This window comes from Pseudomonas vancouverensis (assembly GCF_004348895.1).
Classification (GTDB): domain Bacteria; phylum Pseudomonadota; class Gammaproteobacteria; order Pseudomonadales; family Pseudomonadaceae; genus Aquipseudomonas; species Aquipseudomonas vancouverensis.
In genome coordinates this window covers 162,846-185,651 of record NZ_RRZK01000019.1, presented here as the reverse complement: position 1 = coordinate 185,651, position 22,806 = coordinate 162,846, and the positions used below count along the sequence as shown (strand labels likewise).

The 22,806-nt window shown below is 60.5% G+C and carries 21 protein-coding genes; 16 read left to right on the top strand and 5 right to left on the bottom strand.

Annotation, left to right across the window (positions count from 1 at the left end):
- The first annotated feature begins 21 nt into the window (after positions 1-21).
- Positions 22-873, top strand: coding sequence for a flagellar motor stator protein MotA (gene motA / locus EIY72_RS15090; protein ID WP_093227230.1), 852 nt, complete (start codon positions 22-24; stop codon positions 871-873).
- A 162-nt stretch (positions 874-1,035) separates the two neighbouring features.
- Positions 1,036-2,097, top strand: a complete 1,062-nt coding sequence (motB, locus tag EIY72_RS15080) for a flagellar motor protein MotB (protein WP_093227228.1) — start codon at positions 1,036-1,038, stop codon at positions 2,095-2,097.
- Positions 2,098-2,148: 51 nt separating this feature from the next.
- On the opposite strand, the gene EIY72_RS15075 is transcribed toward motB, so the two are convergent.
- The 4 genes from EIY72_RS15075 to rsgA all read right to left on the bottom strand — a co-directional run bounded on the left by EIY72_RS15075 (position 2,149) and on the right by rsgA (position 5,240).
- Positions 2,149-2,640, bottom strand: coding sequence for a toll/interleukin-1 receptor domain-containing protein (locus EIY72_RS15075; RefSeq protein WP_093227226.1), 492 nt, complete (start codon positions 2,638-2,640; stop codon positions 2,149-2,151).
- A complete protein-coding gene (locus EIY72_RS15070; RefSeq protein ID WP_093227224.1) occupies positions 2,640-3,599 on the bottom strand; it encodes a caspase family protein in 960 nt (319 codons plus the stop codon). Before EIY72_RS15070 ends, EIY72_RS15075 begins: the two co-directional genes overlap by 1 nt.
- Before the next feature lie 2 nt (positions 3,600-3,601).
- The gene (locus tag EIY72_RS15065; protein WP_093227222.1) at positions 3,602-4,009 is read right to left on the bottom strand and encodes a TIR domain-containing protein; all 408 of its coding nucleotides are present in this window, start codon (positions 4,007-4,009) and stop codon (positions 3,602-3,604) included.
- Positions 4,010-4,208: 199 nt separating this feature from the next.
- Positions 4,209-5,240: a small ribosomal subunit biogenesis GTPase RsgA gene (gene rsgA / locus EIY72_RS15060; protein ID WP_093227220.1), complete on the bottom strand. Its 1,032-nt coding sequence runs from the start codon at positions 5,238-5,240 to the stop codon at positions 4,209-4,211.
- 107 nt (positions 5,241-5,347) lie between these two features.
- Here rsgA and orn point away from each other — a divergent pair, with 107 nt between their 5' ends.
- Together orn and EIY72_RS15050 are read left to right on the top strand one after the other, a co-directional pair.
- The gene (gene orn, locus EIY72_RS15055) at positions 5,348-5,890 is read left to right on the top strand and encodes an oligoribonuclease (protein ID WP_093227218.1); all 543 of its coding nucleotides are present in this window, start codon (positions 5,348-5,350) and stop codon (positions 5,888-5,890) included.
- A gap of 134 nt (positions 5,891-6,024) precedes the next feature.
- Entirely contained in the window at positions 6,025-6,636 is a 612-nt protein-coding gene (locus tag EIY72_RS15050) for a trimeric intracellular cation channel family protein (RefSeq protein ID WP_093227216.1), read from the top strand.
- Here EIY72_RS15050 and queG read toward each other — a convergent pair.
- The gene (gene queG, locus EIY72_RS15045) at positions 6,618-7,697 is read right to left on the bottom strand and encodes a tRNA epoxyqueuosine(34) reductase QueG (RefSeq protein WP_093227214.1); all 1,080 of its coding nucleotides are present in this window, start codon (positions 7,695-7,697) and stop codon (positions 6,618-6,620) included. The two genes, EIY72_RS15050 and queG, sit on opposite strands and share 19 nt — an antisense overlap.
- A gap of 63 nt (positions 7,698-7,760) precedes the next feature.
- Between queG and EIY72_RS15040 the strand changes: the two genes are divergently transcribed.
- The 12 genes from EIY72_RS15040 to EIY72_RS14985 all read left to right on the top strand — a co-directional run bounded on the left by EIY72_RS15040 (position 7,761) and on the right by EIY72_RS14985 (position 22,753).
- Positions 7,761-9,260 (top strand): NAD(P)H-hydrate dehydratase, encoded by a 1,500-nt coding sequence (locus EIY72_RS15040; protein ID WP_093227212.1) that lies wholly within the window; start codon positions 7,761-7,763, stop codon positions 9,258-9,260.
- The gene (tsaE, locus tag EIY72_RS15035) at positions 9,248-9,718 is read left to right on the top strand and encodes a tRNA (adenosine(37)-N6)-threonylcarbamoyltransferase complex ATPase subunit type 1 TsaE (RefSeq protein ID WP_093227210.1); all 471 of its coding nucleotides are present in this window, start codon (positions 9,248-9,250) and stop codon (positions 9,716-9,718) included. The genes EIY72_RS15040 and tsaE overlap by 13 nt, the downstream gene beginning before the upstream one ends.
- Before the next feature lie 3 nt (positions 9,719-9,721).
- Positions 9,722-11,149 (top strand): N-acetylmuramoyl-L-alanine amidase, encoded by a 1,428-nt coding sequence (locus EIY72_RS15030; RefSeq protein WP_197678877.1) that lies wholly within the window; start codon positions 9,722-9,724, stop codon positions 11,147-11,149.
- Complete coding sequence (mutL, locus tag EIY72_RS15025; RefSeq protein ID WP_132680146.1) at positions 11,146-13,056, top strand: DNA mismatch repair endonuclease MutL; 1,911 nt, start codon at positions 11,146-11,148, stop codon at positions 13,054-13,056. The genes EIY72_RS15030 and mutL overlap by 4 nt, the downstream gene beginning before the upstream one ends.
- The gene (gene miaA, locus EIY72_RS15020; protein WP_093227204.1) at positions 13,056-14,027 is read left to right on the top strand and encodes a tRNA (adenosine(37)-N6)-dimethylallyltransferase MiaA; all 972 of its coding nucleotides are present in this window, start codon (positions 13,056-13,058) and stop codon (positions 14,025-14,027) included. Before mutL ends, miaA begins: the two co-directional genes overlap by 1 nt.
- 92 nt (positions 14,028-14,119) lie before the next feature.
- A complete protein-coding gene (gene hfq, locus EIY72_RS15015) occupies positions 14,120-14,380 on the top strand; it encodes an RNA chaperone Hfq (RefSeq protein WP_007902656.1) in 261 nt (86 codons plus the stop codon).
- Positions 14,381-14,392: 12 nt separating this feature from the next.
- Entirely contained in the window at positions 14,393-15,694 is a 1,302-nt protein-coding gene (hflX, locus tag EIY72_RS15010) for a ribosome rescue GTPase HflX (protein WP_093227201.1), read from the top strand.
- A 96-nt stretch (positions 15,695-15,790) separates the two neighbouring features.
- Positions 15,791-16,972, top strand: a complete 1,182-nt coding sequence (hflK, locus tag EIY72_RS15005) for an FtsH protease activity modulator HflK (RefSeq protein WP_093227198.1) — start codon at positions 15,791-15,793, stop codon at positions 16,970-16,972.
- Positions 16,972-17,841 (top strand): protease modulator HflC, encoded by an 870-nt coding sequence (gene hflC / locus EIY72_RS15000; protein ID WP_093227195.1) that lies wholly within the window; start codon positions 16,972-16,974, stop codon positions 17,839-17,841. The genes hflK and hflC overlap by 1 nt, the downstream gene beginning before the upstream one ends.
- 307 nt (positions 17,842-18,148) lie before the next feature.
- Positions 18,149-19,336 carry an ATP phosphoribosyltransferase regulatory subunit gene (locus EIY72_RS14995; RefSeq protein ID WP_093227193.1) on the top strand — a complete coding sequence of 396 codons (1,188 nt, stop codon included), beginning with the start codon at positions 18,149-18,151 and terminating at the stop codon, positions 19,334-19,336.
- A 54-nt stretch (positions 19,337-19,390) separates the two neighbouring features.
- Entirely contained in the window at positions 19,391-20,680 is a 1,290-nt protein-coding gene (locus tag EIY72_RS14990; protein WP_085711159.1) for an adenylosuccinate synthase, read from the top strand.
- 138 nt (positions 20,681-20,818) lie between these two features.
- Positions 20,819-22,753, top strand: a complete 1,935-nt coding sequence (locus EIY72_RS14985) for a methyl-accepting chemotaxis protein (RefSeq protein WP_093227191.1) — start codon at positions 20,819-20,821, stop codon at positions 22,751-22,753.
- The last annotated feature ends 53 nt before the right edge of the window (positions 22,754-22,806 follow it).

The window sequence follows — 22,806 nt, the reverse complement described above, 5'->3', positions numbered from 1 at the left end:
TCAGTAAGTACTTTCCTACCTATGGCTAAAATTATCGGCATCATCGTCGTATTCGCGAGCGTGCTCGGCGGATACGTGCTCTCCCACGGCAAGATTGCCGCCCTGATCCAGCCTTTCGAGGTGATGATCATCGGTGGTGCGGCACTGGGTGCTTTCCTGCAGGCCAACCCCGGCTACATGACTATGCACGTGCTCAAGAAATCCTTGAGCATGTTCAGCTCGCGCTTCAGCCACGCCTTCTACCTGGAAGTGCTGGGCCTGATCTACGAGATCCTCAACAAGAGCCGTCGCGAAGGCATGATGGCCATTGAAGGCGATATCGAAGATGCCGCCGCGAGCCCGATCTTCGCGAAATACCCGACCGTCCTGAAAGATGAGCGCATGACCGCATTCATCTGCGACTACCTGCGCATCATGTCCTCCGGCAACATGGCTCCCCATGAGCTGGAAGGCCTGTTCGACATGGAGCTGTACAGTCTCAAGGAAGACCTGGAACACCCATCCCATGCGGTCAACGGCATCGCCGACGCCATGCCCGGCTTCGGTATTGTCGCGGCGGTATTGGGTATCGTGGTGACCATGGCCTCCCTGGGTGAAGGCGACCAGAAGTCCATCGGCCTGCATGTGGGTGCGGCACTGGTCGGTACCTTCTTCGGTATTCTCGCGGCTTACGGATTCTTCGGCCCGTTGGCCCATTCCCTGGCTCACGATGCCAAGGAAGAGTTGAACGTTTATGAAGCCATCAAGGCTTCGCTGGTGGCTTCGGCTTCCGGCATGCCGCCATCGCTGGCCGTGGAGTTCGGGCGCAAGGTGCTGTACCCGGCGCACCGTCCAAGCTTCGCCGAGCTGGAACAAGCGGTTCGTGGTCGATAGTGCTTTGTTTCGCAAATACGTTCCTTTTTTGGCGAGTGACTGCTGTTGCCGGACAAGGCGCCGCGACGAGTCATAGCGCGCTATGGCGAGGAGCGGCAACGCAGTATGGCGACAACAGGCACCGTCAAAAAGGAACAGTATTTGTGAGACAGAGCACTCTCAATGGAAAATAACCAGCCGATAATCATCAAGCGCGTCAAGCGCATCGCCGGCGGGCATCACGGGGGCGCCTGGAAAATCGCCTTCGCCGACTTCGCCACGGCGATGATGGCGTTCTTTCTTGTGTTGTGGCTGCTGTCCACCGCCACGCCGGAACAGAAGATCGCCATCGCCGGCTACTTCAAGGACCCGATCGGCTTTTCCGAAAGCGGTACGCCCTACATCATCGATCTGGGCGGTACGCCGACCCTGGCGCCGGAAAACACCCTCAACCCCGAGGTGAAGTCGCAGCCACAGCCGGACAAAGTGACCGTCGATACCGATCAAGTCGAAGGTATGGCCGAGCAGGTCGAGAAAGAACGTCTTGAACTGTTGCTGCAAGAGCTGCAAAACAAGGTTGAAGAGAACCCGCAACTGCAGAAATTCAAGGATCAGATTTCGTTTGAAATCACTCCGGACGGCCTGCGCATCCAGATCATGGACGCGGAGAACCGGCCGATGTTCGATTCCGGCAGTGCGCGTCTGAAGCCGTATTTCGAGGACATCCTGCTGGCCATGGCCGACACCATCAAAGCGGTGCCGAACAAGATCAGCATCAGCGGCCATACCGACGCCAAGCCGTACACCGGCACCGGTGACTTCGGTAACTGGGAGCTTTCGGCCAACCGGGCCAACGCCGCACGGCGTGCGCTGGTGGCCGGCAGCTATCCGGATGCGCAGGTGGCGCGGGTGGTCGGTTATGCCTCGTCCGCACTGTTTGACCGCGAGCATCCGTTCAACCCGGTCAACCGTCGTATCGATATCGTGGTCCTGACCAAGAAAGCCCAGCGCGCCATCGAAGGCTCGCAAGGGGCGGAACCGGCACCTGCAACCGAAGCGCCGCAAGGTTCGGCTGCACCGGCCGCAACGCCAGGAGCACCCGCTGTGCCGGTCGATCCGAATGCGTTACCGGCGGACAAGGAACCCTTGCCGGCCCACGAGTTGCGCGAGCGGCTGAACCTGTTCGACGACCCGGTACCCAAACCGGGCGAGCCGGCCAAAGCGGCTGAGACGCCGAAGCAGTGACCCAACAAAAAGCCGACAGCGATGTCGGCTTTTTTGTTGGCGTCCTTTACGTCAAAAGCCGCGCAGGACTCGAGCCTTGAGGTCGGCGTGGAAGTGATCGGCGTTGCTTCTGTTGTAGCTGCGGGCTGATTCGCTGCCGTGTATGGACTCCAGTGACATCGAACGCTTGTGGGTAACTTCATTGCGATAAGCGTCAATGAAGAACTCGATATCCCGATCGCTGCTGAGCTTCGGCCATTTGTCGAGGTACAGCGGCAGTTCTGTCGGGCCCGTCTTGAACGAGCAGATGCGTCGGTGGGTGATGGTCGCCTCGCCGATTTCGAACGGCACCCACCAGGACTGCGCGGTTCTTTCCGACACCACCGCCAGCAGGTGCGTGCATTCACTGATGTTGCGGGTGATCACCCCGGTGATGTCTTCAGTGGTCTGGGATTCGGGGTCCAGTACGTCGAGGTAGGTCCGGATGTTGGCCTGCATCAGGCGCGTGTTGATGTGGATCGCGTGGGCGCGGTCCATGTGGCGGTAGCTGATAAACACTGGCATCAGAAATGTCCCTTGATCGCGAGTTCGCGGTAGTAGGCACCGAGGGCGGTGAGGCGGCAGCCGCTGGACTGGATGGCGGCGTAGTACATGTGCTCGGCGTCCACCGGTTCGACCAGGCTATGGCGGTTGCACTTTTGCAGTTGAGCGAAGACTTCGCCCTGTTCCGGGTTAAAGTCTGGTTCGGTGGGCTCGAAGCTCGGGGCGAGGGGGTAGATCGATTCTGCTTCGGCAAACCACTCGGGCAGTTTGCGCAATATTTCCTTGGGAATCAGTGGCGAGACTTCGCGCAGCGAAATGAATTGCGAGACATTGGTCTTGAACACCGGGCGTTGTTCCCAGGCGTCGAGGGCATTGTCGACGAACGAGTAAAGGCTGCCCGGGGTGATTTTGCCGAGGATATTCGCTGCACCGCCATGCAGCGCCTGAAGCAGCAATCCTGTAAAGACACCGTGTCCGGCGCCTTCCATCGCCGGTTGTTCCTTTTTGCACGCCGTGAGAATGGTCAGGCCCTCGCCAACCACGCTGCTTTCGCTGCGCAGCGCACGCACTTCCCCCGCGGAGCCGCTCTGGCAGCAGTCGAGAATGATCACCTTGTTCTTGATCTTCGTCGCTTTGGTCGCCCAGTTCAGGATATCGCTGATGCGGATGCCATCCTTGGCTGTCCTGTAGTCCTGCGGGACCAGCATGCCTTCGTCGGTATCGCTGTCAAAGCTGCCATGACCGGCGAAGTACAACAGCGCCACGTTGCAATCTCCGGAAAACAGATCGCGTATCTGATCTTCGAGTCTTTCCCGACTCAGATAGTCCTCAGCAGAAGTCAGCACCAGGTTCTTGAAGTTGGGATCGCCATTGGCGTCGGTTTTCAGCACGGATGCCATGGCCATGGCGTCGTTGCTGCAACCGCTTAACGGGGTGATATGTTCGTAGTGATTAATACCGATAAACAGTCCCTTGCGCATGATTACACCGCCGTATGCTGGCGAATCGCATTGACGATGCTGTTGGTATTCCAGGCGCATTCGGCATGCGCCGCATCACGCACCACCGTGGAAATTCGCTCGGCACCGAACGGTTTGATCGCGACGATCACCTTGCCCATGCGCTTGGCGATTTCGATTTCCTTGTTGATCCACTTGCTGTAGGTGGAATACATCCCGGCCATGATCAGTACGGCAGAGCAGGGGCGGATTTTGTTTTCAATGGCGTCGATGAGTTGTTTGTCGGTTTGTGCTCCGACTATCGGGTTGTGCGTCGGCACCGAGAAATTCTTGAAGGTAAAAGTCGGGTGGGCGGTGAGCATTTTCACCAGCTTGTCGTGGGCATCGGAGTAGGTCCACGAGTGGCTGATGAACAGGTGGTAGGTTTGCATGGGGATCCCTCGGTGTCGCAGCTGTGCGAAGAGGGTTTGAAATTAGGCGATTGCAGGGCGGCCACAAGGGGGCGGAGTGGAAAGAGAAATGTCCTACAAGAGCGCGTGCGGGCGCCTTACAGAAATCTCTGATGTTTAAGTGGAGGGGAAATCCTGCCACCGACCGCCTCGCTTGAGGCGGTGCGGTCGATGGGGCTGTTTAGTAGCCGTTTTCCGGCAAGCTGGCGATGATCGAGCGATAGCTGTTCATGCGTTGTTGTTGCACACGGCCGTCTTCAAGCGCCTTGAGCAGGGCGCAACCGGGTTCGCGGTCGTGCTTGCAGTCGCGGAAGCGGCAGGTGCCGAGCAGGTCGTTGAACTCGATGAAGCCGGCTTCGACGTCGGCGCGACTGACGTGACCCAGGCCGAACTCGCGGATACCCGGGGAGTCGATCAGCTCGCCGCCACCGGGGAAGTGGAACAGACGCGCGGTCGTCGTCGTGTGAGTGCCCTGGCCCGACAGCTCGGACAGCGGGCCGACGCGGGTTTCGACGTTCGGCAACAGGCTGTTGACCAGCGAGGACTTGCCTACGCCGGACTGGCCGACGAACACACTGATGCGCCCGTCCAACTGCTTCTGCAACTGTTCCATGCCGTTGCCGTGGTGCGCCGACACTTCCAGCACCGGATAACCCAGGGTGCGATACACCGCGAGCAGGGCATTGAGCGCTGGCGCGTTGTTTTCGTCGATCAGGTCGAATTTGTTCAGTAGCAACAGCGGCTTGATACCCGCGTGCTCAGCCGCGACCAGGTAACGGTCGATCAGGTTGGCGTGCGGCTCGGGCAGCGGGGCGAAGACGATGACAATCATGTCGACGTTGGCTGCTACCGGCTTGAGCTGTCCACGGCTGTCCGGACGGCAAAGCTCGGTGTTGCGTGGCAGTTGCGCGACGATCACACCGATGCCCTGGTTGCCGGCACGCCAGACCACCTGATCGCCGGTCACCAGCGCCGGCAGGTTGGCGCGCAGGTGGCAACGAAACACCTGACCGGCCAGTTCACCGTCGCGAGCCTCGACTTCGACCTGCACACCGAAGTGCGCGATCACCAGACCGTGCTGTTCCGGGCCCAGGTCGCCGCCCTCAAGTGCCTCGACAGCCGAGGACTCGCGTTTGGCGGCGCGGGCAGCGCGTTCGCCCTGAATCTTTTCGATGCGCCAGTTTTGACGACGATTGAGTTGGCGTTTGGCCATGGGTGTTCCGTATCAAGAATGCAGCGATTAGGTAAAACGGCCGCGAGTTTAGCACGCCCGGCCACCGGCCTAGGCTAAACTGCGCAGCATTGCCTAGGAGCCGACACATGCAAAACCCACAGAACCTGATCTGGATCGACCTGGAAATGACCGGCCTGGATCCGGACAACGACGTCATCATCGAAATGGCCACCATTGTCACCGACAGTGAGCTGAATACCCTGGCTGAAGGTCCGGTGATCGCCATTCACCACAGCGACGAAGTGCTCGCACGCATGGACGAGTGGAACACCCGCACCCACGGCAACTCGGGCCTGACCCAACGTGTGCGTGACAGCCGCATCAGCATGGCCGAGGCTGAAGCCGAGACCATCGCCTTTCTGGAAAAATGGGTGCCGAGGGGCAAGTCGCCGATCTGCGGCAACAGCATCTGCCAGGACCGTCGCTTCCTTTATACCCACATGAAATCCCTGGAAAGCTATTTCCATTACCGCAACCTCGACGTTTCCACGCTCAAGGAACTGGCTGCGCGCTGGGCGCCGGACGTGCGTGACAGCTTCAAGAAGGGCAGCACCCACCTGGCTCTGGACGACATCCGCGAGTCAATCGCCGAGCTGCAGCATTATCGCAAGCACTTCATCAAGGCTTGATATGCAAAGGGTAAGAGCCGGCTTGTTGGCGAAGACGCCTTCGCTAGCAAGCCGTCTACTACAAAGCGTTTCGCCCTCTTTTGGTGCCTGAACGAACTGAGTAGACTGCGCGCCTTTGTGCAAGGACCGCCACCATGCTGTTGATGCTCTACCTGATCGCCATCACCACCGAAGCAATGACCGGCGCCTTGTCCGCCGGGCGGCGAGGCATGGACTGGTTTGGGGTGGTGTTGATCGCCTGCGTCACAGCCCTGGGCGGTGGTTCGGTACGCGATGTGCTGCTTGGGCATTACCCGCTGACCTGGGTCAAGCACCCGGAATACCTGGTGTTGACGTCGGTCGCTGCGATGATCACGGTGTTCACCGCGCGCTGGATGCGCCACTTGCGCTCAATGTTTCTGGTACTCGACGCCATGGGGTTGGTGGCGTTTACCCTGATCGGCTGCATCACTGCGCTGGAAATGGGCCATGGCATGCTGGTGGCGTCTGTCAGCGGTGTGATCACCGGGGTGTTCGGCGGCATCCTCAGGGATATTTTCTGCAACGATATTCCACTGATCTTCCGCCGTGAGCTCTACGCCAGCGTGTCGTTCGCGGCGGCATGGTGCTACATGCTCTGCATCTATCTGCAATTACCCAACGAACAATCGATCCTGATCACCTTGTTTGGCGGTTTTCTGCTGCGCTTGCTGGCGATCCGCTTCCATTGGGAAATGCCCAAGTTCGTCTACAACGACGAAGCCTGACGCTCGGCATGTTGTTTGAGTGCCCACTCGACGTGCTCGCGCACCAGTTCGGACGGATATTCGCGCCGCGCTTTCAACGCCTCCAGTACCGGAATCGTCGACGGGGCGTTGCCCAATCCGACGGCCAGGTTGCGTAACCAGCTCTGGTAACCGGCCCGGCGCAATGGCGAGCCTTCGGTATTGCTCAGGAACTTGTCCTCGTCCCACATGAATAGTTCTGCCAGGCCGGCGTTGTCGAGGTTGTGCCGGGGTTTGAAGTCGTTTTCACCGGACGGACGGGCAAAGCGGTTCCACGGGCAGACGATCTGGCAGTCATCGCAACCGAATACCCGATTGCCGATCAACGGACGCAAGTCCTCGGGAATGGCGCCCTTGAGTTCGATGGTCAGGTAGGAAATGCAGCGCCGGGCGTCGAGCACATAAGGGCTGACGAAGGCGTTGGTCGGGCAGATGTCGAGGCACGCGGTGCAACGGCCACAGTGTTCGGTGGCGTGGGGCGGGTCGACCGGCAAGGGCAGGTCGACGAACAGTTCGCTGAGAAAGAAGTAGCTGCCGGCCTTTTTATTCAAGACCAGTGTGTTTTTGCCGATCCAGCCAAGGCCGGCCTGTTCAGCGATGGCTTTTTCCAGAACGGGGGCGCTGTCGACAAAGGCCCGGTAGCCAAAGGGGCCGATCTCGGCCTGGATTTTTTCCGCCAACTGTTGCACTCGCTTGCGGATCAGCTTGTGATAATCGCGGCCCAGGGCGTAACGGGAGACGTAGGCTTTTTCTGGTTGGGCGAGCATTTTCGCCATTTGTGTATCGCCGGACAGGTAGTCCATGCGCAGCGATACCACGCGCAGCGTACCGGGGACCAGTTCCTCCGGATGTGAGCGCTTGCTGCCATGGGCGCCCATGTATTCCATTTCACCGTGGTAGCCGGCGGCGAGCCAGCGTTCCAGGTGTTGCTCGTGCTCGGCCAGGTCGAGACCGCTGATGCCCACTTGCTGAAAGCCGAGCTCGCGGCCCCAGTCCTTGATGGATTGGGCGAGGGCGGGCAAATCGGTGGTAATAGCAGGCATGAGACAAGAGAAACCGGAGCTGAGGTGCGTATAATTCTGCCAGACATCGGAGCCCGAAGACGCATGCCGCACACTAAAGATGAATTACCCGACGTGCTGTACAGCGCCGCGCAGGTGCGAGCGCTGGATTCGAGCCTGATCGCGGCAGGCACGCCGGGCTTCGAATTGATGCAGCGAGCGGCCTATGCGACATGGCGCGCGCTGGTGCGTCGGTGGCCGGCGGCGAACGAACTGAGTGTGCTGACCGGGCATGGCAACAACGCCGGCGACGGTTATCTGGTGGCTGTGCTGGCCCGGCGCGCCGGCTGGACGGTTCGAGTTCTGGCGGTGGGGGATCCGTCGCGATTGCAGGGCGACGCGGCATTGGCCCACGCAGAAGCGGTTTCTGAAAATGTTTCTATTGTGTCGTGGACAACACAGTCCGAATTGCGCGGCGTTGTCCTGGATGCGTTGCTCGGGACCGGTCTGAGTGGTGATGTTCGCCAGCCTTATGCGCAGGCGATCGCTGCGATCAATGCCAGTGGTCTGCCTGTGGTAGCGGTGGATATTCCGTCAGGTTTATGTGCCGACACCGGTCGTATCCTCGGTCATGCCGTTCGGGCTGACCTGACGGTGACCTTTATCGGGTTGAAGCTCGGGTTGTTCACCGGTGAAGCCGCCGACGTGGTCGGCCAGCTGATGTTCAACGATTTGCAGGCTGACCCAGAATTGTTGAGCCAGGCCGCCTCTGTCGCCGCACGCTTGAGTGCGGGCAACTTGCCGCGTCTCGCCTGTCGGCCACCGGCCGCCCATAAAGGCAAATTCGGCCACGTGCTGCTGATTGGCGGTGACCGCGGTTTCGGCGGCGCGATTCTGTTGAGCGCGCAATCGGCATTACGCAGCGGTGCCGGCATGGTGTCGCTGGCCACCCGCCCGGAACATGTTCCGGCGGCGCTTGCGCGTATTCCCGAAGCCATGGTGCTGGGTACATCGTCGGCCAACCAGTTGATGGGTTTGCTGGAGAAGGTTTCAGTGCTGGTGGTCGGGCCCGGTCTGGGCCAGGCCGCGTGGGGGCGCAGCCTGCTGTCGGCGGCGGCCAATGCGCCGCTGCCACAAGTCTGGGACGCCGATGCCTTGAATCTGTTGGCCAGTGAGCATGTCAGCCTGCCCGGGGATTGCGTGATCACGCCGCATCCTGGCGAGGCCGCACGCCTGTTGGGCATCAGCACTGCTGAAGTGCAGGCGAATCGCCCGGCGGCAGCTCGCGCATTGAGTGAAAAATATACAGCGGTCGTCGTCCTCAAAGGGGCGGGCAGCCTGATTGCTCATCCGGACGGGCGCTTGTCGGTCTGTCATCAGGGTCACCCGGCCATGGCCACCGCCGGTCTGGGGGATGTGCTGGCGGGATTGATCGGTGCATTGCTTGCCCAAGGGATGAAAGCATTCGATGCCGCCTGTCTGGCGGTCTGGCTGCACGCCAACGCGGGGGCGCAACAAGGTAAATTCGGCCGTGGGCTGGCGGCCAGTGATCTGATACCAGCCATTCGTCAGTTGTTGGAGGAGCAAGCACCGTGTCTGAAGTAACCCTGTACCTGGCCGATGAGCAGGCCATGAGCGACTTTGGCGCACGTATTGCCCGCGTTACCCAGGGCCATGGCCTGATCTTTCTCGAAGGCAACCTCGGCATGGGCAAAACCACGCTGTCCCGGGGCATCATCCGTGGCCTGGGCCATGTCGGGGCGGTCAAGAGCCCGACCTTTACCCTGGTCGAACCCTATGAAATCGGTGACGCCCGTGCCTTCCACTTCGACTTGTATCGTCTGGTCGATCCGGAGGAGCTGGAGTTTCTCGGTATCCGTGACTACTTCGAAGACGACGCCCTGTGTCTGATCGAATGGCCCGACAAGGGCGCAGGCTTTTTGCCAAAGCCTGACCTGACCATTACCATTAGCCCGCATAACAGCGGGCGATCGCTGAAAATTTTGCCCCAGGGCTCGCGTGGCGAGGCCTGGTGTGCCGCTTTGGCATTGGAATCCAAATAGATGATGGGGTTAGGTATGCGCTTTCGCGCGTTGGTTGCTGCCGTTGGGGTGTTGTTTCTGGCGGTGACCGTCGACGCTGTGGCCGATGCGAAGGTCAACAGTGTTCGCTTGTGGCGGGCGCCGGACAACACGCGGCTGGTGTTTGACCTGACCGGCCCGGTGCAGCACAGCGTCTTTACCCTGACCGCACCTGACCGTCTGGTGATCGACATCAACGGCGCAACCCTGGGTGCGCCACTGAACGTCAACACTTCCAATACTCCGATTACCGCCATGCGCTCGGCCCAACGGACGCCGACCGACCTGCGGGTGGTCATCGACCTGAAAAAAGCCGTCACCCCGAAAAGCTTCTCCCTGGCGCCGAATGCCCAGTACGGCAACCGCCTGGTGGTCGACCTGTTCGATAACGCCGCCGATGCCGCGCCGCCGCCCACGCCGACGCCTTCGGTGGCGACTGTGCCTGCGGTGCCGGTCACGCCGACAGAACCTGCGATCAAGTTGCCACCGGCTCCGGCCGGCAAGCGCGACATCATCGTGGTGATCGATGCCGGCCACGGTGGCGAGGACCCGGGTGCCTCAGGTTCGCGCGGTCAGCGTGAAAAAGACGTGGTGTTGCAGATCGCCCGCGAGCTGCAGCGCCAGATCAACGGCATGAAAGGCTTCCGCGCCGAACTGACCCGTACCGGCGACTATTTCATCCCGTTGCGCGGCCGTACCGAAATCGCCCGCAAGAAAGGCGCCGACCTGTTCGTGTCGATCCACGCCGACGCTGCGCCTTCCGCGGCGGCTTTCGGTGCATCGGTGTTTGCCCTGTCTGATCGCGGCGCCACGTCCGAGACGGCGCGCTGGCTGGCCGACAGTGAAAACCGTTCCGACCTGATCGGCGGTGCCGGCAACGTCAGCCTTGATGACAAGGACCGCATGCTCGCCGGCGTATTGCTCGACCTGTCGATGACCGCATCCCTGACGTCCAGCCTCAACGTTGGCCAGAAGGTCCTGAGCAACATCGGTCGCGTCACGCCTCTGCACAAGCAACGGGTGGAGCAAGCCGGGTTCATGGTGCTGAAGTCGCCAGATATTCCGTCGATCCTCGTGGAAACCGGGTTCATTTCCAACGCCAACGAAGCGTCGAAGCTCGCCGCGTCCAGCCACCAGCAGGCGCTGGCGCGTTCGATCAGCAGCGGCGTACGCCAGTTCTTCCAGCAGAACCCGCCACCGGGCACCTACATTGCCTGGCTGCGTGACTCCGGCAAGATCGCCCAGGGACCGCGCGACCATCGGGTCAGCCCGGGCGAGACGCTGGCCATGATCGCCGTGCGTTACCAGGTTTCACCGGCCACGCTGCGCAGCGCGAACAACCTGTCGAGCGATGAACTCAAGATCGGTCAGCACCTGACCATTCCAGGCACTGAACTGGCGGCCAAAGAATGAATCAGGCAGTGAATGGCGGTGCGCGCATCGAACTGCTCAGCCCGCGACTGGCGAACCAGATTGCTGCGGGGGAAGTGGTTGAACGCCCGGCGTCGGTGATCAAGGAACTGCTGGAAAACAGCCTCGACTCTGGCGCCAAGCGTATCGACGTCGATGTCGAGCAGGGCGGTGTCAAGCTGTTGCGGGTGCGCGACGATGGCAGCGGCATCTCGGCCGATGACCTGCCGTTGGCCCTGGCGCGTCACGCCACCAGCAAGATCCGCAATCTGGAAGACCTCGAACAGGTGATGAGCCTGGGTTTTCGCGGTGAAGCCCTGGCGTCGATCAGCTCCGTGGCGCGCCTGACCCTGACGTCCCGCACCCGTGATGCCGATCAGGCCTGGCAGGTCGAGACCGAAGGGCGCGACATGGCGCCCCGGGTGCAGCCGGCGGCGCATCCGGTAGGTACTTCGGTCGAGGTACGCGACCTGTTCTTCAACACGCCGGCGCGACGCAAGTTTCTCAAGACCGAAAAAACCGAATTCGATCATTTGCAGGAAGTGATCAGGCGCCTGGCACTGGCGCGCTTTGACGTGGCGTTCCATTTGCGCCACAACGGCAAGACCATCCTCAGCCTGCACGAGGCCCACGATGATGCGGCCCGTGCTCGGCGTGTGGCGGCGATTTGCGGTCCGGGCTTCCTCGAGCAGGCATTGCCGATCGAGATCGAGCGCAATGGCCTGCACCTGTGGGGTTGGGTCGGTTTGCCGACCTTCAACCGTAGCCAGGCGGATTTGCAGTACTTCTTCGTCAATGGCCGTGCGGTGCGCGACAAACTGGTCGCTCACGCGGTGCGCCAGGCCTATCGCGATGTGCTGTTCAATGGTCGCCACCCGACCTTCGTGCTGTTTTTCGAAGTCGACCCGACCGGCGTCGACGTCAACGTGCATCCGACCAAGCACGAAGTGCGCTTCCGTGAAGGGCGCATGGTCCATGATTTCCTTTACGGGACCTTGCACCGTGCCTTGGGCGACGTGCGTCCTGATGATCACCTGGCGGCACCGGTTGCCACGGCTATCGTTCGGCCTAGCGGTCTGGAGGCCGGTGAGTTCGGCCCACAGGGTGAAATGCGTCTGGCCGCCAATGCGCTGCTGGAGCAACCGCAGTCCCAACCGTCCTTCAATAGCCCGGCCGGTTCGGGTGCGGGTGCCAGCTACCAGTATCAATACACACCGCGTCCACAGTCGGCTTTGCCGGCGGGAGAGGCTCAGGCGGCCTATCGCGAGTTCTTCGCGCCGTTGCCTGAGGCCAATGCCGTGGCGCTGCCGGACGGCAAGGACGATATTCCACCGCTCGGTTATGCGCTGGCACAGCTCAAGGGCATCTACATTCTTTCGGAAAACGCCCAGGGTCTGGTGCTGGTGGACATGCACGCCGCCCACGAGCGGATCATGTACGAGCGCCTGAAAGTGGCCATGGCCAGCGAAGGCCTGAGCGGCCAGCCGCTGCTGGTGCCTGAAACCCTGGCCCTGAGCCAGCGGGAAGCCGATTGCGCCGAAGAGCATGTGGCCTGGTTCCAGCGCCTGGGCTTCGAACTACAACGTCTGGGCCCGGAAACCCTGGCCATCCGCCAGATCCCGGCCTTGCTCAAGCAGGCAGAAGCCAACCGGCTGGTCGCCGATGTGCTGGCGGACCTGATGGAATACGGCACCAGCGATCGTATTCAGGCGCACATCAACGAATTGCTCGGCACCATGGCCTGCCACGGCGCGGTGCGGGCGAATCGGCGGCTGGCCTTGCCAGAAATGAACGGTCTGCTGCGCGATATGGAAAACACCGAGCGCAGCGGTCAATGCAACCATGGCCGACCGACCTGGACCCAATTGGGCCTGGACGATCTGGACAAACTGTTCTTGCGCGGTCGTTGATGAGCCAGCTCCCACCTGCGATTTTCCTGATGGGCCCGACCGCCGCCGGCAAGACCGACCTGGCCATCGAGCTCACCAAAGTCCTGCCTTGCGAACTGATCAGTGTCGATTCGGCGCTGGTTTATCGCGGTATGGATATCGGCACGGCGAAACCTTCCAAGGAACTGCTGGCGCAATACCCGCACCGTCTGATCGATATTCTCGATCCGGCCGAGAGCTATTCGGCCGCCGATTTTCGTCGCGATGCCCTGGAAGCGATGGCCGATATCACCGCCCGCGGAAAAATCCCGCTGCTGGTGGGCGGCACGATGCTCTACTACAAGGCTCTGGTTGAAGGGCTGGCAGACATGCCAGCGGCCGATCCCGATGTGCGTGCGCAAATCGAGGAAGAGGCTACGCGTCTTGGCTGGCAGGCCCTGCACGAGCAGTTGGCGCTGATTGACCCGGAGTCCGCGGCACGTATTCATCCGAACGATCCTCAGCGGCTCAGTCGGGCGCTGGAAGTTTATCGGGTCAGCGGTCAAAGCATGACCGCCCTGCGTCAGCAACAATCTGCGCAAAGTACTGAAGCAGCCGCTTCGGGACGGCAACAATTGCCCTATACTGTTGCGAACTTGGCGATTGCTCCGGCAAATCGACAGGTATTGCATGAGCGAATTAAACAAAGATTCACTTTAATGCTGGAACAGGGATTCATTGACGAGGTCGTAGCCCTGCGTAAAAGAAGTGACCTGCATGCCGGGTTGCCGTCTATACGTGCAGTAGGCTACCGACAAGTCTGGGATTACCTGGATGGCAAACTGACGTCAGCCGAAATGCAGGAGCGTGGAATCATTGCCACGCGCCAGTTGGCGAAACGCCAGTTCACCTGGTTGCGCAGCTGGGCTGATTTACACTGGCTGGACAGCCTGGATTGCGACAATCTGCCGCGCGCCTTGAAATACCTGGGGACCATCTCCATATTGAGGTGAGTCCTTGCAATTGCCGTCTATCCTTGGGGGTGTGGCGGCTAAAGCCATCTGATTACCTATTTTTATTTTGAATCCTTAAAGGAGTGCGGCACATGTCAAAAGGGCATTCGCTACAAGACCCTTACTTGAATACTTTACGTAAAGAGAAAGTTGGGGTGTCCATCTACCTGGTCAACGGTATCAAGCTGCAAGGCACGATCGAGTCTTTCGACCAGTTCGTCATTCTGCTGAAGAACACCGTCAGCCAAATGGTTTACAAGCACGCTATCTCGACAGTGGTTCCTGTTCGCCCGATTCGTCTGCCTAGCGCAACCGAATCCGAAGCAGGTGACGCTGAGCCAGGTAACGCCTGATAGGAGTCTCCTTTGTTCTTTGAGCGCCACGGTGGTGGTGAACGAGTCATTCTCGTTCACTTGGATGGACAGGACCCTGAGGCGCGCGAAGATCCGCAGGAGTTTCAGGAATTGGCTAATTCGGCCGGCGCCGAGACCGTTGCGTTTTTTAACGTGCCGCGTCATCGGCCAACCGCCAAATACCTGATCGGCAGCGGCAAGGTCGAGGAACTGCGCGACCTGGTCAAGGCTGAAGAAGCCGATCTGGTGATTTTCAATCACATCCTCACGCCCAGTCAGGAACGTAACCTCGAACGTGTCTTCGAGTGTCGCGTGATCGACCGTACCGGTCTGATTCTCGATATTTTCGCCCAACGCGCCCGTACCCATGAAGGCAAGCTCCAGGTAGAACTGGCCCAGCTTGACCACATGAGCACCCGGCTGGTTCGTGGCTGGACTCACCTTGAGCGTCAAGGTGGCGGTATCGGCATGCGCGGTCCGGGTGAAACCCAACTGGAAACCGACCGTCGTTTGCTGCGGGTTCGCTTGCGCCAGATCAAGGGGCGCCTGGAAAAAGTACGCAGTCAGCGTGAGCAGTCGCGACGTGGCCGATCCCGTGCGGATATCCCGACCGTGTCCCTGGTGGGCTATACCAACGCCGGTAAATCCACGCTGTTCAACAACGTGACCAAGTCCGAGGTGTATGCGGCTGACCAGTTGTTTGCGACGCTGGATCCGACCTTGCGCCGTCTGGAGCTTGACGACCTGGGGCCGATTGTCCTGGCCGACACCGTGGGTTTCATTCGCCACTTGCCCCACAAGCTGGTCGAGGCATTTCGGTCTACCCTCGAAGAGTCGAGCAACTCTGACCTGTTGTTGCACGTGATCGATGCGGCCGAACCGGATCGCATGTTGCAGATCGAGCAGGTGATGGTGGTGCTGGGCGAGATTGGTGCCCAGGACTTGCCGATCCTCGAGGTCTATAACAAACTCGATTTGCTTGAAGGCGTTGAGCCACAAATCCAGCGCGACGAAAACGGCAAGCCCCAGCGGGTCTGGCTGTCGGCGCGTGATGGCACGGGTCTGGAACTGCTTGAGCAGGCCATTGCCGAGTTGCTTGGCAGTGATCTGTTCATTGGTACCTTGCGCTTGCCGCAACGATTCGCCCGACTGCGTGCGCAGTTTTTCGAACTCGGTGCGGTGCAGAAAGAAGAACACGACGAAGAAGGCATCAGTTTGCTGGCCGTTCGTTTGCCCAGGGTCGAGTTGAATCGACTGGTAAGCCGCGAAGGATTGCAGCCGATGGAATTCATCGAGCAACACACTTTGCAATAAAAGCCTGAGAAAGCGGTTGTGTCGTGGTGACAGGCATTCTGTAGCATTGGTCGGCGCGCCGTGGGTGCGTCTTTGCTTTATCAGATGGAGAGCGCTATGGCTTGGAATGAGCCGGGTGGCAACTCGAATAATCAGGATCCTTGGGGTGGCAAGCGTCGTAACAACGGCGATCGCAAGGGGCCACCGGATCTCGACGAGGCCTTCCGAAAGCTGCAGGAAAGCCTGAACGGTTTGTTCGGTGGTGGTAAGAAACGTGGCAGTGGTGATGACGGCGGTGGTCCGGGCAAGGGCAGTGGCGGCTTCGGCGGCCTGCTTGGCATCGGTCTGGTCGTCCTGGCAGCCGTGTGGCTGTACAGCGCGGTCTATGTCGTCGACGAGCAGGAGCAGGCCGTGGTGCTGCGCTTCGGCAAGTACTACGAAACCGTAGGTCCGGGCCTGAATATCTACTTCCCGCCGATCGATAAAAAGTACATGGAAAACGTGACGCGTGAGCGTGCGTACACCAAGCAGGGTCAAATGCTGACTGAAGACGAAAACATCGTCGAAGTGCCGCTGACCGTGCAGTACAAGATCAGCAACCTGCAGGACTTCGTGCTGAGCGTCGATCAGCCGGAAATCAGCCTGCAGCACGCGACCGACAGTGCCTTGCGCCATGTGGTGGGTTCCACCGCGATGGACCAGGTGCTGACCGAAGGTCGTGAATTGATGGCCAGCGAAATCAAGGAGCGTCTGCAACGCTTCATGGATACCTATCGCACCGGTATCACCGTGACCCAGGTCAACGTACAGAGCGCAGCGGCACCGCGCGAAGTACAGGAAGCCTTCGATGACGTGATCCGCGCCCGTGAAGACGAGCAGCGTTCGCGCAACCAGGCTGAAACTTATGCCAACGGCGTTGTGCCGGAAGCTCGTGGTCAGGCCCAGCGCATCCTTGAGGATGCCAACGGCTACCGTGACGAAACCGTCTCCCGCGCCAAGGGTGAGGCCGATCGCTTCACCAAGCTGGTGGCCGAATACCGCAAGGCACCTGAAGTCACCCGCCAGCGTCTGTACCTGGACACCATGCAGGAAGTCTTCAGCAACACCAGCAAAGTGCTCGTGACCGGCAACAAGAATGGCCAGAGCAACCTGCTGTATCTGCCTTTGGACAAGATGATCGACAGTAGTCGCAGCACCAGCACTCCGGTGACCAGTGCGGCCGCTACCAGCAATGAAGCGAATGCGCGTGCGGCAGTTGATCTGCAGCAACAGCAAGCGCGTACCAGGGAGACTCGCTGATGAGCAATAAATCGCTGATCGCCCTTATTGTCGGCGTCGTCGTGGCCATCGCTGCCTGGAACTGCTTCTACATCGTGGCTCAGACCGAGCGCGCGGTGCTGCTGCAATTCGGTCGCGTGGTTCAGGCCGATGTTCAGCCGGGCCTGCATGTGAAGGTGCCGTACGTTAACCAGGTGCGTAAATTCGACGCACGCCTGATGACGCTGGATGCGCCGACGCAACGCTTCCTGACGCTGGAAAAGAAAGCCGTGATGGTCGATGCCTACGCCAAGTGGCGTGTGAAGGACGCCGAGCGTTTCTACACCGCGACTTCCGGTCTGAAGCAGATCGCCGACGAGCGTCTGTCCCGTCGTCTGGAATCGGGCCTGCGTGACCAGTTCGGTAAGCGCACCCTGCACGAGGTGGTCTCCGGTGAGCGTGATGCGCTGATGGCGGACATCACTTCTTCGCTGAACAAGATGGCCGAGAAAGAGCTGGGCATCGAAGTGGTCGATGTTCGGGTCAAGACCATCGACTTGCCGAAAGAAGTGAACCGCAGCGTGTTCGAACGTATGAGCACCGAGCGTGAGCGTGAAGCTCGCGAGCACCGCGCCAAGGGTAACGAGCTGGCTGAAGGCATTCGTGCCGATGCCGATCGTCAGCGCCGCGTACTGCTGGCTGAAGCCTATCGTGAATCTGAAGAGATTCGCGGTGACGGCGACGCCCAGGCCGCTGCGATCTACTCCAAGGCCTACGGTCAGGATCAGGAGTTCTACGCGTTCTACCGTAGCCTGCGTGCCTACCGTGAAAGCTTCGCGAACAAATCCGACGTCATGGTCCTCGACCCAAGCAGCGACTTCTTCCACTACCTGGAAAAAGCCAAGCCTTGATACGCCGTTGACCTGAATCATCCCGCCTGGCGGCTAAAACCTCTGGCGGGGTGATCCTTTGGGAAAACGTGTGTATGATGCGGCAGCCGGGAAATTCCCGGCTTTTTTGCGTCTGCACGTTTGATTGCTGGTTTTAGGCAGATGCCGGGCTCATGGCCCGACAGTTTTTCGAGGAAAGTGGTCAGCGAAGCCGTAGAAGGCTTTTCGCTCCGTCGCTCATGCGCGTGGATTGTGCGTGGGCCGATCATTTTCTGCTTCACTCAAGGCTCGCCGACAGGCTGGCTGCCCGGATATAGGGGAAGGCGTAATGGCAACGGTAGACCGCTGGCTTCTGCCAGATGGCATCGAAGAAGTACTGCCACCGGAAGCGGCGCGTATTGAAGTGGCGCGGCGTCAGGTGTTGGATCTGTTCCAGAGCTGGGGTTACGAGTTTGTCGTGACTCCCCATATCGAGTACCTGGAATCCCTGCTGACCGGCGCGGGCCAGGACCTGGACCTGCGCACCTTCAAGGTCATCGACCCGCAGTCGGGCCGTCAGATGGGATTCCGTGCCGACATCACACCGCAAGTGGCGCGCATCGATGCGCATACCCTGCGCCGCGAAGGCCCGAGCCGCCTGTGCTATGCCGGCAGCGTTCTGCATGCCCAGCCTCGCGCCCTGTCGTCCTCGCGCAGCCCGATTCAACTGGGCGCCGAGTTGTACGGCGACGGCAATCCGAGCAGTGACGTGGAAGTCATCAGCCTGATGCTCGCCATGCTGCAACTGGCCGATGTGCCGGACGTGCACATGGACCTCGGCCATGTCGGCATCTACCGTGGCCTGGCCCGTGCGGCCGGTTTGTCCGGTGAAGTCGAGCAGCAGTTGTTCGATGCCTTGCAACGCAAGGCTATCGACGAGGTCATTACCTTGACCGAAGGCTTGCCGGCGGACCTGTCGGGCATGCTGCGTGCGTTGGTCGACCTGTGTGGCGGTCGTGAAGTGCTGACGGCTGCGCGCGAGCGCCTGGCCAAGGCGCCGGCTCCTGTTCTGGCGGCACTGGACGACTTGCTGGCGATTGCCGAGCGTCTGTCCGTGCGTTTCCCGGAGCTGCCGCTGTACTTCGACCTGGGCGAGCTGCGCGGTTATCACTACCACACCGGCGTAGTGTTCGCCGTGTTTGTGCCGGGTGTTGGCCAGTCGATTGCTCAGGGTGGTCGTTACGACGACATCGGTGCCGACTTCGGTCGCGCCCGTCCGGCCACCGGCTTCTCTACCGATTTGAAAACCCTGGTGACCCTGGGGCGTGCTGAGATCGAGCTACCGTCTGGCGGTATCTGGATGCCTGACAGTACGGATGCGGCACTCTGGCAGCAGGTTTGCCAGTTGCGCAGTGAGGGTCAGCGTGTCGTCCAGGCATTGCCTGGGCAGCCATTGGCCGCCGCCCGTGAAGCGGACTGCGACCGGCAATTGATCCAGCAGAACGGGCTTTGGCAAGTATCGCCACTGGCTTCTTGAGTTTTCCCGCCGGCTGCCGCCGGCACCAAGTTTGCGCGAATGAGGACAAGTGTTATGGGTAAGAATGTCGTAGTCCTGGGCACCCAATGGGGTGATGAGGGCAAAGGCAAGATCGTTGATCTGCTGACCGAACATGCTGCCGCCGTAGTGCGCTACCAAGGTGGCCACAACGCTGGCCACACCCTGGTGATCGACGGTGAAAAGACTGTCTTGCACCTGATCCCGTCGGGCGTGCTGCGCGAAGGCGTGCAGTGCCTGATCGGCAACGGCGTGGTGGTTGCACCTGACGCCCTGCTGCGGGAAATCACCAAGCTGGAAGAGAAAGGCGTACCGGTGCGCGAGCGCCTGCGTATCAGCCCGTCCTGCCCGCTGATCCTGTCCTTCCACGTGGCGCTGGACCAGGCCCGTGAAAAGGCCCGTGGCGAGCTGAAGATCGGTACAACCGGTCGCGGCATCGGCCCGGCTTACGAAGACAAGGTTGCCCGTCGTGGTTTGCGTGTGGGCGACCTGCTCAACATGCCGCGCTTCGAAGACAAGCTGCGTGAGCTGGTGGACTACCACAACTTCATGCTGGTCGGTTACTACAAAGAGCCTGCCATCGAGTTCGAAAAGACCCTGGCCGAGTGCAAGGAATACGCTGAGCTGCTCAAGCCGCTGATGCTGGACGTGACCGCCGAGTTGCACGACCTGCGTCGCGCCGGCAAGGACATCATGTTCGAAGGTGCCCAGGGTTCGCTGCTCGACATCGACCACGGTACCTACCCGTACGTGACCAGCTCCAACACCACCGCCGGTGGCGTGGCGACCGGTTCGGGCGTTGGCCCGATGTTCCTGGACTACATCCTGGGCATCACCAAGGCTTACACCACTCGCGTAGGTTCGGGCCCGTTCCCGACCGAGCTGTTTGACGAAGTCGGTGCACACCTGGCCAAACAAGGTCACGAGTTCGGCGCTACCACCGGCCGTGCCCGTCGTTGCGGCTGGTTCGATGCCGTTATCCTGCGTCGCGCTATCGATGTGAACAGCATCTCGGGCATCTGCCTGACCAAGCTGGACGTCCTCGATGGCCTGGAAACCATTAACATCTGCACCGGCTACAAGGACGCGCAAGGCAACGCCGTAGCGCCGACTGACGCTGACAGCTACGTAGGCCTGCAGCCGGTGTACGAAGAAGTGCCGGGCTGGACCGAATCGACCGTGGGCGCCAAGACCCTGGAAGAGCTGCCAGCTAACGCCCGTGCCTACATCAAGCGCGTTGAAGAGTTGATCGGCGCACCGATCGACATTATTTCGACGGGCCCTGACCGCAACGAGACCATCGTTCTGCGTCATCCGTTCGCTTGATAAGTCATTGATGTGAAACACAAAGGGCCCATAATCGGGCCCTTTGTCGTTTATGCCTGTTGGACGGCATGACCTTTGCTGTAAATATCCCGATAAGAGTGCCATCAATTTAATGGCGTCAAAGTAGAGGGATTCACAGTGTCGGCCGTTCTCTCACTGTTACAAAGCCGTTTATTACGGCCTGTGTTCGTTACCCTTGGTATCGCCCTTTTGGTGCAGGTGCTGGTGGCTGTTGCTCTGACTCGGAGCACGGTGACTGCACTGGAAGCCGATCTCGGCACGCGACTTGGGGCGGACAGTCAAAAACTTTCCGGAGAGCTTGAGCAAGCGGGGCGTGAAGTCACCTCGAGTCTCGACAGCCTCTCCACCAGCACCCGTCAACGCCTCACGGCCGGTTTGTCCTCGCGACTCGAGGAAGAGCAGGCGCAACTGCGTGCGACCCTGGAAAAAGACCTGAAGGACTCCGCCAATGACATGGCGCAGCTTCTGGCCTCGGTCGCACCCCGCGCCATGTGGGACAACGACGTTCCCACCCTGTCCGAGTTCGCCCGTCGCGCCCAGCGCAATCCCAACGTGCTGTTTGTGGTGTACGACGATGCCACCGGTCAACACCTGACGCGCTACCTCAACCGGGAAAACCCGATCAACAAGGCTCTGCTGGAGAAAGGCCAAGGCGAGCGCGCGCTGGACAAGGTGCTGGATGCAGCGAAAAACGATCCGTCGGTTTTCTACATCGAAGCCTCGATCAATCCGAACGGCGTGGAAATCGGCAAGGTGTTGATGGGCGTGTCGACCGAGTCCGTCGAGACTGATCTGGCGGCGCTGGACAAGCGCTTCTCGGCGCTGATTGCCAGCAGCGACCAGTTGGTCGGCGATAGCCTCAAAGGCGCAGCGGCAGACAGCGCCGCCGCCATGCGCTCGCGCCTGCAATCGGCGCAATCCACGGCAGGCGAAATGAAAGCCAACACCACCAGCACCGTCCAGGAGGCCGCGGCGACCCTTCGCTGGCGCATTGGTGTGTGCCTGGCCGTGGTCGGTTTTGGTGTCCTGCTGTTGCTGGCCGTGGTACTGGGGCGTCGAGTGGTCAATCGCCTGAAAATGCTGATCGTGGCCATGGATGACCTGGCGGCGGGCGACGGCGATCTGACCAAGCGTGTACAGATCAACAGCAAAGACGAAATCGGTGACATGGCCTCGGCGGTCAACCGCTTTGTGGATAAGTTGCAGCCGATCGTGCGTGAGGCGGGTGACGTGGCCCAGCGTACCGGCGTGGAAATCGGCGCCATGACCTTGCGCAATGCCGGTGCCGATGCGGCGGCGGGCATGCAGCGTGACGAGGTGGCGGAAAGTCTGCGCGCCTTGTCGAAAATGGCTGACGAAGCCCAGTCTGAAAGCCACGCCATGCAGGCGGCGTTGCGCCAGGTAGTTGAAATTCGTCAGGCCACAGACGAGAACACCAGGACTTCGGCGAAGGTCGGCAGCCTGATCGAGGCGCTGGCGGGGCAGGTCGACACCGGGGCACAAGTCATTGAGCGACTGGCGCAGCAGAGCGAGCAGATTGAGGTGGTGCTGACGGTGATCCACGGCATCGCTGAGCAGACCAACTTGCTGGCGCTGAACGCGGCCATCGAGGCGGCGCGTGCCGGTGAAACCGGTCGTGGTTTCGCGGTGGTGGCCGACGAAGTGCGGGCGCTGGCGAGCAAGACCCAAAGCTCAACAGGTGATATTCAGGCGCACATCGTTGCTCTTCAGCAGGGCGCACGTGAGGCTGTGGCGGCGATTGGTCAGGCCGGGCGTCAGGCCAGCGAAGGTCTTCTGGTGCTTCGTGACAGTGCGCGATTGCAGCAGTCGGTGCAGGCTTCGGTCGAGCAGGTGCACACCGCTATCGGTCTGGCGACTCAGGCGGCCGAACATCAGGCCAATGGCGCGCAAGCCGTACGTGGGCGTGTCGAGACCATTCATGCGCAGGCCGAGAAGGCTGCTCAAGCCGTTCAGGAAACCACGGCCAGCGGCAAGGTGCTGGATGGTCTGGCTGCACAGCTGAAGGCGAGCCTGGGGCAGTTCAGGGCTTGATCTGAAAGCAGTGCCGGTCTAGCTCGTTCCCACAGGTGCAGCGCAACCCCTGT